The 15,316-nt window shown below is 37.1% G+C and carries 13 protein-coding genes; 12 read left to right on the top strand and 1 reads right to left on the bottom strand.

What is annotated here, in order from left to right:
- Window positions 1–13: 13 nt before the first annotated feature.
- Window positions 14–778 carry an alpha/beta fold hydrolase gene (locus ACN1CN_RS14715; RefSeq protein WP_264522846.1) on the bottom strand — a complete coding sequence of 255 codons (765 nt, stop codon included), beginning with the start codon at window positions 776–778 and terminating at the stop codon, window positions 14–16.
- A gap of 378 nt (window positions 779–1,156) precedes the next feature.
- Between ACN1CN_RS14715 and mraZ the strand changes: the two genes are divergently transcribed.
- The 12 genes from mraZ (at window position 1,157) to ftsA (ending at window position 15,315) form a co-directional block, all read left to right on the top strand.
- Window positions 1,157–1,630: a division/cell wall cluster transcriptional repressor MraZ gene (gene mraZ, locus ACN1CN_RS14710; protein ID WP_173965548.1), complete on the top strand. Its 474-nt coding sequence runs from the start codon at window positions 1,157–1,159 to the stop codon at window positions 1,628–1,630.
- The gene (rsmH, locus tag ACN1CN_RS14705; protein ID WP_173965549.1) at window positions 1,605–2,513 is read left to right on the top strand and encodes a 16S rRNA (cytosine(1402)-N(4))-methyltransferase RsmH; all 909 of its coding nucleotides are present in this window, start codon (window positions 1,605–1,607) and stop codon (window positions 2,511–2,513) included. Before mraZ ends, rsmH begins: the two co-directional genes overlap by 26 nt.
- Before the next feature lie 92 nt (window positions 2,514–2,605).
- Window positions 2,606–2,953: an FtsL-like putative cell division protein gene (locus ACN1CN_RS14700; protein WP_264522847.1), complete on the top strand. Its 348-nt coding sequence runs from the start codon at window positions 2,606–2,608 to the stop codon at window positions 2,951–2,953.
- Window positions 2,944–4,953, top strand: a complete 2,010-nt coding sequence (locus tag ACN1CN_RS14695) for a penicillin-binding protein (protein WP_264522848.1) — start codon at window positions 2,944–2,946, stop codon at window positions 4,951–4,953. Before ACN1CN_RS14700 ends, ACN1CN_RS14695 begins: the two co-directional genes overlap by 10 nt.
- Window positions 4,950–6,413, top strand: a complete 1,464-nt coding sequence (locus tag ACN1CN_RS14690) for a UDP-N-acetylmuramoyl-L-alanyl-D-glutamate--2,6-diaminopimelate ligase (RefSeq protein WP_419136188.1) — start codon at window positions 4,950–4,952, stop codon at window positions 6,411–6,413. Before ACN1CN_RS14695 ends, ACN1CN_RS14690 begins: the two co-directional genes overlap by 4 nt.
- 133 nt (window positions 6,414–6,546) lie before the next feature.
- Window positions 6,547–7,782, top strand: a complete 1,236-nt coding sequence (mraY, locus tag ACN1CN_RS14685) for a phospho-N-acetylmuramoyl-pentapeptide-transferase (RefSeq protein WP_291285808.1) — start codon at window positions 6,547–6,549, stop codon at window positions 7,780–7,782.
- Window positions 7,783–9,114, top strand: a complete 1,332-nt coding sequence (gene murD, locus ACN1CN_RS14680; protein ID WP_264522851.1) for a UDP-N-acetylmuramoyl-L-alanine--D-glutamate ligase — start codon at window positions 7,783–7,785, stop codon at window positions 9,112–9,114.
- An 84-nt stretch (window positions 9,115–9,198) separates the two neighbouring features.
- The gene (locus ACN1CN_RS14675) at window positions 9,199–10,512 is read left to right on the top strand and encodes an FtsW/RodA/SpoVE family cell cycle protein (RefSeq protein WP_264522852.1); all 1,314 of its coding nucleotides are present in this window, start codon (window positions 9,199–9,201) and stop codon (window positions 10,510–10,512) included.
- Between the two features lie 102 nt (window positions 10,513–10,614).
- Window positions 10,615–11,706, top strand: a complete 1,092-nt coding sequence (gene murG, locus ACN1CN_RS14670) for an undecaprenyldiphospho-muramoylpentapeptide beta-N-acetylglucosaminyltransferase (RefSeq protein WP_419136187.1) — start codon at window positions 10,615–10,617, stop codon at window positions 11,704–11,706.
- Window positions 11,707–11,828: 122 nt separating this feature from the next.
- Window positions 11,829–13,178 carry a UDP-N-acetylmuramate--L-alanine ligase gene (murC, locus tag ACN1CN_RS14665; protein ID WP_419136186.1) on the top strand — a complete coding sequence of 450 codons (1,350 nt, stop codon included), beginning with the start codon at window positions 11,829–11,831 and terminating at the stop codon, window positions 13,176–13,178.
- The gene (locus ACN1CN_RS14660) at window positions 13,165–13,887 is read left to right on the top strand and encodes a cell division protein FtsQ/DivIB (protein ID WP_264522855.1); all 723 of its coding nucleotides are present in this window, start codon (window positions 13,165–13,167) and stop codon (window positions 13,885–13,887) included. Before murC ends, ACN1CN_RS14660 begins: the two co-directional genes overlap by 14 nt.
- 6 nt (window positions 13,888–13,893) lie before the next feature.
- A complete protein-coding gene (gene ftsA / locus ACN1CN_RS14655; protein WP_291285805.1) occupies window positions 13,894–15,315 on the top strand; it encodes a cell division protein FtsA in 1,422 nt (473 codons plus the stop codon).
- The last annotated feature ends 1 nt before the right edge of the window (window position 15,316 follow it).

Raw genomic sequence — 15,316 nt, 5'->3', positions numbered from 1 at the left:
CGAAAGTTAGATGCTATAAATTCTTTTTAACGAGCCATTCTTCCAGAATTTTGTTGAATTCCTGAGGATGCTCCATCATAGCAGCGTGTCCACATTTGTCTATCCAGTACAAAGTTGAATTAGGCAATAATTTATCAAATTCTTCGGCAACATTTGGGGGAGTAACGGCGTCATTTTTACCCCAGATGATACAGGTTTCTGTCGTCATTTTTGGTAAATCTTTGGCCATATTATGACGAATGGCACTCTTGGCAATCGTCAGGGTTTTGATCAGTTTGATACGGTCATTAACGGTTGCATACACTTCGTCAATAAGTTCCGGTGTTGCAATTGCAGGGTCGTAAAAAACATCTTCAGCTTTCTTTTTGATGTATTCGTAATCGCCTCTTTTCGGATAGCTGTCTCCCATTGCGCTTTCGTAAAGTCCTGAGCTTCCTGTTATTACCAGTCCGGCAACTTTTTCAGGATACAGCTTTGTGTGATATAGAGCAATGTGACCACCTAAAGAATTGCCCAGTAATATAACCTGATCAAAGCCTTTAAAAGTAATAAAGTCTTTTACATACTTGGCAAAGCTTTTTACGTTCGTTTTTAAAATGCTTTGAGTGTATATTGGCAAATCCGGGATTACAACTTTGTATCCTTTTGGTGGAAAATATTCGGCTACAGCATCAAAGTTACTAAGGCCTCCCATTAAGCCATGTAAAATAACGATAGGAGTTCCTTCTCCAGCTTCATAATAGCTGTATTTGCCTTCTTTTTTGTAGTGTTTGTCCATTTAATTTAATGCCAATTTCAATTTGGACAAATATAGGGTTTAATAAATAAAAATGAATTTTTGCCACCGTTTTTTAACTAGATAATTTCAGTATAATTTCTAAGTGATTAAAAATCAGTTGAAATGGACGTTTTTGATCGATTTTCTAAATGTTAAGAAACCAGCATAATAGCTAAATTTTTAAGAAAAATAGCGCGTATTTTTTTTGAATGATTAGTGTAATTGATGATTCGTTAATAATAAGTTAACGTATTGATTATGTATGGGTTAAGCGAAGTGGGAGGAAAGTGGTTAAACTTATTAACAAAGTGGTATATAGTGGTAAAATGTGGTAATATTTTTTATATTTTTGTCCTATAACATATTAATGAATTTTTCTTGAACACAATTGTCGGAACATATGAGTGTAAAGTTGATGCTAAGGGGAGGCTAATGTTGCCTGCGCCCTTGAAAAAGCAGCTGACTTCCTCTCTTCAAAACGGATTCGTTTTGAAGCGCTCCGTTTTTCAACAGTGTTTAGAATTGTATCCAATGGACGAGTGGGACCTGATGATGCAAAAAATCAACAAGCTGAATCGCTTTGTAAAAAAGAACAATGATTTCATTCGAAGATTTACTGCGGGTGTTAAAGTGGTAGAGATTGATGCATTGGGGCGATTACTGGTTCCGAAAGATTTGGTGACTTTTTCAGGTATTTCTAAAGATGTGGTTTTTTCATCTGCGGTTAATATTGTGGAGATTTGGGATAAGGATTTATATGAAAAATCAATAAGCGGCGAAGATATGGATTTTGCAGATCTAGCCGAAGAAGTAATGGGAAATATTAATGACGACGACAATGGAATATCATAATCCGGTTTTGCTTCATCCTACAGTTGATGGTTTAAATATTAAACCTGATGGCATTTATGTAGATGTTACGTTTGGAGGCGGGGGGCATTCAAAAGAAATTTTGAGACGATTGGGACCAAACGGAAAATTATTTGCTTTTGATCAGGATGAAGATGCACTTGCGAATGCATTACCAGATGAACGGTTTACCTTAATTAATGAGAATTTCAGATTCATAAAAAGATTTCTGCGTTTTCATGGTGTTAAAGGAGTAGATGGAATTTTGGCCGATTTGGGGGTTTCATCCCATCAGTTTGATGTTCCGGAAAGAGGTTTCTCGACAAGATTTGATGCTGAACTGGACATGCGGATGAGTCAGAAAAATGATTTAAATGCTTACCGGGTGGTTAACGAATATGAAGAACAGGATTTACGTCGTGTTTTTTTTGATTATGGGGAGTTGAAAAATGCCCCGGTTTTGGCAAGAACAATTGTAGAAGCCAGACAAGGTTATCCGATCAAAACGACAGATGAATTGAAAGAAGTTCTGGCAAAATATTTACCGGAAAGAGTTCGCAACAAAATATTGGCTCAAATTTATCAGGCGATCCGAATTGAGGTAAATCAGGAAATGGATGTTTTGAAAGAGTTTATCGAGCAGTCGTTAGAAATTTTAAATCCAGGTGGAAGATTTTCGGTAATCTCTTACCATTCTTTAGAAGACAGACTGGTAAAAAGATTTATCAAAAACGGAATGTTTGAAGGAGAGCCGGAAAGAGATTTTTACGGAAACTTTTCAGTACCGTTTAAAACAATCGGAAAGCTTATTGTACCGGACGATGCTGAGATCAAAATCAACAACAGAGCAAGAAGTGCAAAATTAAGGATTGCTGAGAAGATATAGTTTGTGAGATGTTGGTTGAAACCATGAAACAGTTAAACGATTAAACGGTTCAACAATTAAACAAACTAGTATAATATATATAGGTAGAAAAAATGAAAAGTGGTGTATTTGATATATTAAAAGCAAGATTCCTGATCAATGATGATGCAGTAAAAAACTGGCGCTTCATTGTTTTCATTATTCTGCTTGCTATTCTGATGATTGCAAATACACAGCGTTACGAACAGAAGGTTTTTGAAATTGCAAAACTGAACAACGAAGTAAAAGAATTGCGATCTGAATTTGTAGACCGTCGTTCAGAATTGATGAAGTTAAAAATGGAATCCACGATATCGGATAAAATGCTTGAAAAGCAAATTTTTCCGTCAACGGTTCCTCCAATTAAAATAGAAGTAAAAAAAGAAGAAGAAAAAAGTTTCTTTAAAAGAATATGGCAGTAGAAGATAAACATATATCCTACAGAATTTACCTCGTAGCAGTTTTCATCTTTGTGATGGCAATTGCTATTGTTGTTAAGTTGACCAATATTCAATGGGTAGAAGGAGATTATTACAGAAAACTGGCGAAACAGCGTACCGTTAGAAATTTTGTAATTCCGGCAAACAAAGGAAACATCTATTCGGCTGACGGAAGTTTACTGGCGACATCAATTCCTAATTATGAAATTAGATTTGATGCTAAAGCTCCAAAAACGGAGACTTTTGAGAAATATGTAAAAGCATTATCCGATTCGTTAGCAACTGTTCTAGATCGCCCGGGTGGATATTATGAGCAGGAATTAAGAAAAGCAAGAGCAAATAAAAATCGTTATTATTTGATTGCCCGTAACTTGAGTTATACCGAATACGTGAAAATAAAAGGTTTTCCTTTATTCAGTTTAGGAGCTTTTAAAGGAGGGATTATTGTTGAACAGGAAACGGTAAGAAAACATCCGATTGGAAAAATTGCAGAAAGAACCATTGGTTACGACCGTATTGATCCGGCAACCGGAGTTGAAGTAGGTAAAGGGATTGAATGGGCTTTTAAAAGTTATCTGAATGGTAAAGACGGTAAAATTTTAAAGCAAAAAATAGCCAAAGGACAGTGGAAACCAATTCGTGATGTCAATGAAGTTGATCCTCAGGATGGTTTTGATGTAGTGTCAACCATTGATGTTTTTATTCAGGATATCGCACATCACGCCTTATTGAAACAGTTGGAAGAATACGAAGCCGATCATGGTTGTGTAGTGGTGATGGAGACTGAAACGGGTCATGTAAAAGCGATTTCCAATTTAGGAAGATCAGAAGACGGATCGTATTATGAAACCACAAATTACGCTATAGCCGAGTCGCATGAGCCGGGATCAACTTTTAAACTGGTCGATTTAATGGCAATTTTGGAAGATAAAGTAGCCGATACAAGTACCGTTTATGACAGTCATGGAGGAGAAATGAGGTATTACGGACGCGCTGTTCGTGATTCGCACAGAGGAGGTTACGGTAAGATTTCGCTGGCACGTGGATTTGAAGTTTCGTCCAATACCGTAATGGTTCAGGCAGTGTATGAAAACTATAAAAGCAATCCGTCAAAATTTGTAGATCATATTAACTCGTACGGATTAAATAAAACATTAGGATTGCATTTTAAAGGAGAGGGAAGACCTTATATTCCACAACCCGGAGACAAACATTGGTCGGGAGTTTCGCTTCCGTGGATGGCTTTTGGTTACGGAGTTTCGGTAACACCTATGCAAACACTGGCGCTTTATAATGCAGTTGCCAACAATGGGGTGATGGTTAAGCCACAATTTGTTTCTGAAATAAAAGAATGGAACAAAACTATCAAGAAATTTGATGTAGAAGTAATCAATCCGAAAGTATGTTCACAGGAAACCATTAATAAAGTAAGAGCAGTATTGCTTAATGTGGTTAAAAAAGGAACCGGTTCTAAATTGTATTCGAAAGATTTTTCGATGGCAGGAAAAACCGGAACAGCACAGGTGAATTATGGAGGGAAAGAAGGAAAGTCGGCGTTGTATTATGCATCTTCTTTTGTGGGGTATTTTCCGGCCGAGCATCCTAAATACTCTTGCATAGTAGTCGTGCATAAGCCTAATACATCAAAAAATAATTATTACGGAGCAGACGTTTCAGGGCCGGTTTTCAAAAGAATCGCTCAAAAAATATTTACAGACGCACCTTCAACAAATAAAATAAAAAGGCTGGATTCAAGGATTCCAAAACAAGACAACAGTTATAACAAGTATACCGCAGAAGCCAATAAAAAATTAAATCAGGTTCCAGATTTAAAAGGAATGCCGGGAATGGATGCTGTCGCATTGTTAGAAAACCTTGATTTAAAAGTAAGAGTTATTGGAGTAGGAAAGGTGAAAAAACAGTCTATTCAACCGGGACAAAACATTAGTAAAAACGCAATTATAGTATTAGAATTATCGTGAAAATACTGAAAGACATATTATACAAAGTAGCGATTGAATCTGTAACAGGTTCAACAGAAATCGATATACACAAAATTGATTTTGACTCGAGAAAAATTGAGGCAAATGATGTTTTTGTAGCTATTCGCGGATCACTTTCAGATGGTCACGATTATATTGAAAAAGCGATTCAGTTGGGTGCTATTGCAGTTATTTGCGATACGTTGCCTGAAAATATCGAAAAAGGAATTACCTATATTAAAGTAAAAGATACCAATGCGGCTTTGGCTTTTATGGCAGCTAATTTCTTCGGAAATCCATCCGAAAAATTAAAACTGGTTGGAGTTACCGGTACAAACGGAAAAACAACCATTGCATCATTATTGTTTCAGTTGTTTCAAAAAGCAGGTTTTAAAGTTGGGTTATTGTCAACCGTGAAAATCATGGTGGATAATATTGAATTTCCTGCAACACATACCACACCGGATTCTATTACAATCAATCATTATCTGAATGAAATGATCGAAGCGGGTGTAACACATTGTTTTATGGAAGTAAGTTCGCATGGAATCCACCAAAAACGAACTGAAGCCTTACATTTCGTGGGCGGGATATTCACGAATTTGTCGCACGATCATTTGGATTACCATCCCACTTTTGCGGAATACAGAGATGTGAAAAAATCTTTTTTTGATTCGTTGCCAAAAACAGCTTTTGTCTTATCCAACATCGATGATAAAAACGGAAGTGTGATGTTGCAAAACACGGTGGCTAGAAAATTTACCTATGCTTTAAAATCATATGCCGACTTTAAAGCGCAGATTCTGGAAAGCCAACTGTCGGGTTTATTGTTGAAAGTAAACGATAATGAAGTTTGGGTAAAACTAATCGGAACTTTTAATGCTTACAACGTTCTGGCAATTTACGGTACGGCTGTAGAATTAGGAATGGATAGTCTTGAAGCGTTGCGCTTACTGTCTGATTTAGAAAGTGTTTCAGGACGTTTTCAATATATTGTTTCAGAAGGAAACATCACAGCGATTGTTGATTATGCCCATACGCCGGATGCTTTAGACAATGTTTTAAAAACAATTAACGATATCCGTACCAAAAACGAACAGCTGATTACAGTTGTAGGTTGTGGCGGAAACAGAGATAAAACGAAACGACCAATTATGGCAAAAATTGCTACAGATCTTAGTGATAAGGCAATTTTAACCTCAGACAATCCAAGAAACGAAGATCCTGAAGTGATCTTAGACGAGATGGAAAAGGGCGTTGAGGCTCATAATTATAAAAAGATATTGAGAATTTCCGATCGAAAACAGGCTATTAAAACGGCTTGCCAATTGGCACAGCCCAATGATATTATCTTAATTGCCGGTAAAGGTCATGAAACTTATCAGGAGATAAATGGAGTACGTCATCATTTTGACGACATGGAAACGGTAAAAGAAATTTTAGAACAACTGGGAAAATAACAAAAGGGAAATTCCAAAATGGAAATTCCAAATTCCAAAATCCAGAAGCCAAAACCCAATTTAACATTGGAATTTGGGATTTAAAAAATTGGAATTTAAATCAAAATTGGAATTTTAAAAAAAATAGAGAAATATGCTATACTATTTATTTGAATATTTAGACAAAACATTAGATGTACCGGGAACGGGAGTTTTTCAGTACATCACTTTCAGATCGGCTTTAGCATTGATGCTTTCATTGCTTTTGTCAACGATTTACGGAAAAAGAATTATAAACTTTTTACGTAATCAGCAAGTTGGTGAAACGGTTAGAGAGTTAGGTCTTGCAGGTCAGAATGAAAAAGCAGGAACTCCGACAATGGGGGGACTGATTATCATTTTTGCGACGCTGGTACCGGTTTTGTTGTTTGCTCGTTTGCATAATATTTATATTGTATTGCTTATTGTTACCACACTTTGGATGGGAACAATTGGTTTTGTAGACGATTACATCAAAATATTCAAAAAAGACAAACAAGGACTGAAAGGAATTTTTAAAGTAATCGGACAGGTTGGTTTAGGGATCATAGTAGGATCTGTGCTTTATTTTAATCCTGCTGTAACCGTTAGAACCGATACGGGAAGAACAGATATTTTTAAAACATCAGGTACTAATACGACTGTAGTTTTACCAGCGCCTATGGAAGAAAAGTCAACTGCTACAACAATTCCTTTTGTAAAAAATAACGAATTCGACTATGCCGAAATCTTAGCCTGGACAGGTGAAGGATATGAAAAATGGGCCTGGTTAATTTTTATACCGGTTGTAATTTTTATTATCACAGCAGTTTCAAACGGTGCCAACTTAACAGACGGTATTGACGGACTCGCCGCAGGAACCTCGGCAGTCTCGGTCCTGGCACTCGGAATATTCACATTTCTTTCCGGGAATATCATTTTTTCAAATTATCTGAATATCATGTATATCCCGAACTCAGGAGAGATGACTGTTTTTATCTCCGCATTTGTTGGGGCACTAATTGGTTTTCTTTGGTACAACTCTTATCCGGCTTCTGTTTTTATGGGAGATACGGGAAGTTTGACTATCGGAGGAATTATTGCGGTGTTGGCAATTGCGGTTCGTAAAGAACTATTGATTCCGTTATTATGTGGAATCTTTTTGGTAGAAAATTTCTCAGTGGTTTTGCAGGTGAGTTATTTCAAATTTACCAAAAAGCGTTTCGGTGAAGGCCGCAGAATTTTCCTGATGTCGCCATTACACCATCACTATCAGAAGAAGGGATATCATGAGAGTAAAATCGTAACCCGATTTTGGATTGTTGCCATCATGTTAGCCATATTATCAATCGTTACTTTAAAATTAAGATAGATGAGATTGGTAGTTTTAGGTGGAGGAGAAAGCGGTGTAGGTACTGCTATTCTCGGAAAGAAAAAAGGATACGAGGTTTTTGTATCGGATTTTGGAAAGATAAAAGAAAGTTATAAGGAAGTTCTTATCATTAATAAAATTGCCTGGGAAGAAGAACAGCATACAGAAGACCTGATTTTAAATGCCGATGTGGTCATGAAAAGTCCAGGGATTCCAGAGAAATCTCCCATCGTAAAAAAACTGGTAGCAGCCGGAGTAAAAGTAATTTCGGAAATCGAATTTGCAAAACCTTTTACAGAAGCACTGACGATCGGGATTACAGGTAGTAACGGTAAAACTACTACAACGATGCTGACCCATTATTTACTGAAGTCGGCGGGTTTGAATGTAGGTTTGGGTGGAAATATTGGAAAAAGTTTCGCCTGGCAGGTTGCCGAGAATAAATACGATGCCTATGTACTTGAGCTGAGTAGTTTTCAGCTGGACGGAATTATTGATTACAGACCCGATATAGCTATCATAACCAATATTAGTCCGGATCATCTAGACCGATACGAATATAAATATGAGAACTATATCAATTCGAAGTTTCGAATAACAATGAATCAGACCGAGAGTGATTATTTGATTTATGATGCAGATGATGAGGCGATTGCAGGATGGTTGAAGAACAACAAAACAAAAGCAAAATTAATTCCTTTTTCATTGACTGAAAAATTAAATGAAGGGGCTTCTATAAATAACAACAAAATGGAAATAAAGATCAACCAAGAAGAGTTTACAATGGAAACAGAACACATTGCGTTAGAAGGAAAACATAACATGAAAAACGCAATGGCAGCAAGCTCTGTAGCGAAGTTGATGCAAATTAGAAATGCAACAATTCGCGAAAGTTTATCGAATTTTCAAGGTGTTGAGCACCGTTTAGAGAAGGTACTTAAAATTCAGAATGTACAATACATCAACGATTCAAAAGCGACAAATGTTAATGCTACTTTCTTTGCTTTAGACAGTATGAATGTGCCAACAGTATGGATTGTTGGTGGAGTGGATAAAGGAAACGATTACAACGAATTGATGTCATTAGTTCGCGAAAAAGTAAAAGCGATCATCTGTCTTGGAATTGATAATCATAAAATTATCAATGCTTTTGGAAATGTGGTTGATATCATGGTTGAAGTAAATAATATGAACGATGCTGTAAAAACAGCACAGCGTTTAACAGAAAAAGGAGATGCCGTTTTATTGTCACCGGCCTGCGCAAGTTTCGATTTATTCGAAAGCTACGAAGACAGAGGAAGACAGTTTAAGCAAGCAGTACATAACTTGTAGAAAATTAGTTTAAAGTTTCAGGTTTCAAGTTCGAGGCCTGAAACAAAAGAAACCTGAAACAAAAGAAACCTGAAACAAAAGATTATGAAAGAGCTGGTGAACAAACTAAAAGGAGACAGGGTAATATGGTCATTCGTGGCTTTATTGGCGTTGTTTTCGTTTATGCCTGTTTTTAGTGCGAGTAGTAATCTGGCCTATATCGGGCACGGTACCGGAAACACTTTGGGTTATCTGGTAAAACACCTGGCTCACGTTTGTATTGGTTTTCTGATTATTTATTGGGTACATCGCGTGCCGTATCATTATTTCAGAGCGATTTCAAAAATTGCCTTGCCGATTGTTTGGTTTTTATTGCTTTATACCTTGTTAAAAGGTACTGTTATTGCAGGGGCAAACGCGAGTCGTTGGATTCAGGTTCCTTTTATCGGAATTACGTTTCAAACGTCTACTTTGGCAGCCAGTATATTGTTCATTTTTGTGGCGCGATACCTGTCTAAAACCAAAGATGAGAACGAACCGTTTCAGGCCTCGTTAATACAGCTTTGGCTGCCGGTTTTTATTACACTGGCACTTATTTTACCGGCGAACTTTTCGACTACTGCGTTGATCTTTTCCATGGTAATTATGTTGACATTTATTGGGAAGTATCCCTTAAAATATATTGGTTTTATCATTGGTTCCGGAATTGCGATGTTTGCGTTTTTCCTTTTGGTGGCGAAAGCGTTCCCGGAGTCCAGATTCTTTAGCAGGGTTAGTACCTGGGGGAGTCGTATAGAAAATTTTACTACTGATAAACCGGATGAAGATGATTATCAGATAGAAAAAGCAAAAATTGCAATTGCATCTGGAAAATTGGGAGGTTTAGGGCCAGGGAAAAGTGTTCAGAAGAACTTTTTACCACAGTCTTCTTCCGATTTTATTTATGCGATTATTGTAGAAGAATATGGTTTGGTAGGTGGAGTATCCATTTTGGTTTTGTACTTATTGTTGCTGTTCCGATTTGTGATCGCCTCGCATAAAGCCAACACCTTATTTGGAAAACTCGTCGTCGTCGGACTCGGGTTCCCCATGATCTTTCAGGCGATGATTAATATGGCAGTTGCGGTAGAGCTGTTGCCGGTAACAGGGCAAACCCTTCCATTGATTAGTAGTGGAGGTAGTTCGATTTGGATGACCTGTTTCTCTCTTGGGATCATCATCAGTGTGACGAAGAAAGAAGAAGAAATCGCCGAAGAGCAGGAAGAAAAAGAAAGACGAAAAGAAGCACTTCAACGATTAATTGATAAAGAATTGTCAGAAGAAGATTTGCCGGCAGACGAAAAGATATACGAAGAAGAAGGGATGTATTCGATTGAGGACAATTCCAGAAATCCAATGAATGCCGTTTTAAATAAGTAAGTATAGAGCGGAGATAATAGAAGAAAGAGAATAGAGAAATAGGTTGATAAGTTATAGAGGGAACTCACAATTCATAATTCACAACTCATAACTAAAAAAAATATGACAAAATATAAATTCATATTAAGTGGTGGTGGTACAGGAGGGCATATCTATCCTGCAATAGCTATTGCAAATGAATTAAAATTACAATTCCCTGATGCTGAGTTTCTTTTTGTAGGTGCCAAAGATAAAATGGAAATGCAGAAGGTGCCTCAGGCGGGTTATGAAATTAAAGGGCTTTGGATTGCAGGTTTGCAAAGAAAGCTGACCTTACAAAATTTGATGTTTCCGTTAAAACTGGCAACAAGTTTGCTAGAGTCAAGACGAATTATAAAACAGTTTAAGCCCAATGTGGTCATTGGTACCGGAGGTTTTGCCAGCGGACCTTTATTGCAGGCGGCAGGATCGGCTGGAATTCCAACAGTGGTTCAGGAGCAGAATTCGTTTCCGGGAATTACAAATAAATTGCTGAGTAAAAAGGCAAATGCAATTTGTGTAGCCTACGGAAATCTGGAGCGTTTTTTTCCAAAAGAAAAAATCGTTCTGACCGGGAATCCGGTTCGTCAGGATTTGATCGACATCGAAAGCAAACGTGCGGAAGCAATTGCTTTTTATGGTTTAGATCCGAATAAAAAGACATTGTTGGTTTTAGGCGGGAGCTTAGGAGCGAGAAGAATCAACCAGTTAATTGAAAAAGAATTGCAAAAATTTCTTTCACAAGATGTTCAGGTAATCTGGCAATGTGGGAAACTGTATTTTGAAGAATATAAGAAATACAACCAGCAAAATGTGAAGGTGGTTGATTTCATTGAAAGAATGGATTTTGTATATGCCGCTGCCGATGTGATTATTTCACGTGCAGGAGCATCATCGGTTTCGGAATTGTGTATTGTTGGGAAACCGGTAATATTTATTCCGTCACCTAACGTAGCCGAAGACCATCAGACTAAAAATGCACAGGCCATTGTAGAGGCAAAAGGAGCCATTTTGCTGAAGGAATCGGAATTAGACAATGAATTTAGTATTGTTTTTGAAGCTTTGCTTAAAGATGAAGGAAAGCAAAAACAATTGAGTGCAAATATTAAGAAATTGGCAAAACCAAAAGCTACACAAGATATTGTAGCCGAGATCGTCAAATTGATTCAACGATAAACTGTAAGCCTACTGTTTAAAGCGGAACGGTTTGAATGGTTAGATAATATTAGAGAATAAATAATTAAAGATAAAAGTGGAAAGGCTTAAAGCCTAAAGCTTAATGCTTAAAGCAGAAAGAAATGAATTTAAATCAAATACAAAACGTTTATTTTATTGGTATTGGAGGCATCGGAATGAGTGCCCTGGCCCGCTATTTTAAAAATATAGGGAAACAGGTTTCGGGTTACGATAAAACGCCATCAATGCTAACAAATGAGTTGATTGAAAGTGGTATTGATATTCATTTTGAAGATAATATTAGTTTGATTCCGACTGATTATTATATTGAGAATACATTGGTGATTATTACACCTGCTGTACCCAAAACACACTCAGAATGGAATTATTTTACAGAAAGAGATTATGTGGTTAAAAAACGTGCGGAAGTTTTAGGGATTATCACCAAAGACACGTTTTGTTTTGCTGTGGCAGGAACACATGGGAAAACCACAACCTCTAGTATTTTGGGGCACATTTTGTATGAAAGCGGGGCAGATGTTACTGCTTTTGTGGGCGGAATTGTAGAAAACTACAACTCGAATCTAATTGGAGAAGGAAAAACAGTAACCGTAGTGGAGGCAGATGAATTTGACCGTTCGTTTTTGCATTTACATCCGGATATCGCCTGTATTACTTCAATGGATGCAGATCATTTGGATATTTATGGAACCAGCGATGCGATTGAAGCTTCGTTTGTAGAATTTGCTTCAAAAGTAGAAGATAAAAATAACTTGTTTATAACCAAAGAACTGCCGCTTGAAGGCGTTCAGTGTGCTATAAATGAAGAAGCAGTATATAAGGCTTTTAACGTTCGTATCGATAATGGAAGTTATGTTTTTGATGTGCAGACACCATCAGAAGTAATGACCGATTTGCGATTTGGACTGCCTGGAAAACACAATTTAATGAATGGATTGATGGCTATTGCAATGGCCAAAACGTTTGGCACCCCGACCGACTCCATTGCAAAGGCCATCGCTTCATTTAACGGAATCAGAAGACGTTTTTCGTATCAGATTAAGTCGGAAGATTTAGTTTATATAGACGATTATGCACATCATCCAACAGAGATAAATGCTGTTCATCAGGCGGTTAGTGAATTGTATCCGGGACGTAAAGTACTGGCGATTTTTCAGCCGCATTTATTTAGCAGAACGAGAGATTTTGCTGATGGATTTGCCGAAAGTTTGTCCAAGTTTGATGAAGTGTTTTTAATGGATATTTATCCGGCACGTGAATTGCCAATGGAAGGAATTACGTCGGAATGGCTGTTGGGTAAAATGACCAATTCGAACAAAAAAATTGTTGCAAAAGATGATTTATTAGCGGAGATCAAAGCCAGTGATGCGCCAATAATTGTGACAATAGGAGCTGGTGATCTTGGAGAAATGGTTCCATCAATCAAAAAAATGCTGAATGAAAATATTTAATTGGACAAATATTCGATTGATACTCATTTTGGGGCTTGTTCTTTTTTTATATTCTTTCGCCCAACATCGAAATGGAGATCGAAAATTAAAAAAATCGATGGTCGTTTTTGTAGGAGAAAATACGCTTTTTGTGAAGCCTGAAACGGTTAATAAATTGTTGATAGAAAATAAAAGAGACGCTTCCAGTATTAGAAAAGATGAGTTAGATTTGAATAAGATAGAGAAAACCCTTGATGCGCAAGACATGATTGAGAAGTCAGATGTTTTTGTAAGTATCGATGGCGTTCTAAAAGCAGTAGTAAAACAGAAGACACCAATAGCGCGAGTTTATGATGGTGATCGCTCTTTTTATATTGACTATGAGGGTAATAAAATGCCTTTGTCTGACAATTATACTGCGAGAGTTCCTCTTGTTTCGGGGGCAATTAATAAAAAAAATAACGAAGATTTAGCTGCTTTATTTCGCACAATTTATGACGATGCGTTTTTGAAAAAAAACATCATTGCAATACAAATTATGCCTAATGGTAGCTTAAAATTGTTTAATAGAAATTATAATTACTTCATCGACTTTGGCAGAACGATGAATGTTGATAAGAAATTTAATAACTATAAAGCCTTTTTTCAAAAAGCGGTTTTAGATAGTTCGTTATACAAATACAAAAAAATTGACCTTAGGTTTACGGAACAAGTAGTTTGCACAAAATAATAGAAAATGGAAAAAGATAACATTGCAGTAGGTCTAGATATTGGAACAACCAAAATAGTTGCCATGATAGGCAAGAAGAACGAGTATGGTAAACTGGAGATTTTGGGGATTGGGAAATCCAAAAGTTTGGGAGTCGCTAGAGGAGTTGTAAATAACATCACACAAACGATTCAATCCATTCAGCAGGCAATACTTGAAGCAGAAAATAATTCAGGTTATAAAATTAAGGATGTGGTTGTGGGTATCGCCGGACAGCACATCAGAAGTATTCAGCATACAGATTACATCAGCCGTAATAATCCGGAAGAAGTAATTGGAGAAAAAGACATTCAGCTTTTGATTGACCAGGTAAATAAACTGGCCATGTTACCGGGAGAAGAAATCATTCATGTTTTGCCACAAGAGTTTAAAATTGACGGGCAATCTGAAATTAAAGAGCCTATCGGAATGTACGGCGGAAGACTGGAATCGAGTTTTCACGTAGTGGTAGGGCAGGCTTCTTCGATCAGAAACGTAGGAAGATGTATTCAGAGTTCGGGAATCGAATTGTCTGGACTAACATTAGAACCTTTGGCTTCTGCCGATGCGGTTTTAAGTCAGGAAGAGAAAGAAGCAGGGGTAGCGTTAATTGATATCGGTGGAGGAACAACAGATTTAGCCATTTTTAAAGATGGTATTATTCGTCATACTGCCGTGATTCCTTTTGGAGGAAATGTCATTACAGACGATATCAAAGAAGGCTGTTCTATTATTGAAAAACAAGCAGAGCTTTTAAAAATAAAATTCGGATCGGCCTGGCCGGGAGAAAATAAAGACAACGAAATTGTCTCTATTCCGGGATTAAGAGGAAGAGAGCCAAAAGAAATTTCGCTTAAAAACTTATCTAAAATTATTCATGCCCGTGTGGTGGAGATTGTAGAGCAGGTTTTTGCAGAAATTAAGGCTTACGGACACGAAGATCCCCGCAAAAAATTAATTGCCGGAATCGTTCTTACAGGTGGTGGTGCTCAGCTAAAACACATTAAACAATTAGTAGAGTACATTACAGGTATGGATACCAGAATTGGATATCCAAATGAGCATCTGGCAGGAAATTCCAGCGAAGAAATCTCAAGTCCGTTATTTGCAACCGCAGTTGGTTTAGTAATGAACAGTATCGAAAACAGTACGCAAAGTGCTGTAAGAATGGAGATTGTAAACGAGCAGACAAAAGTGGTTTACAGAAATGTACCACCACAGCAGCAACAGCCGGTACAACAGCGATACGAAGTAGAAGAAAACTACGTTGAAAGAGTAGAAACTATTGAAGAAACCAGAGAAGTTCGAAACAACAACTCTAAGGAAGAATCAACAGAAACAAAAATTAGAAGATCATTTTTTGACCGATATGTCGATAAAATCAAAGATTTTTTAGACAACGCAGAATAGA

It is taken from the genome of Flavobacterium sp. T12S277, assembly GCF_048514875.1.
Lineage (GTDB): Bacteria > Bacteroidota > Bacteroidia > Flavobacteriales > Flavobacteriaceae > Flavobacterium.
Note: the sequence above shows the minus strand (reverse complement) of the source record. Positions and strands in the feature narration are given on the sequence as shown.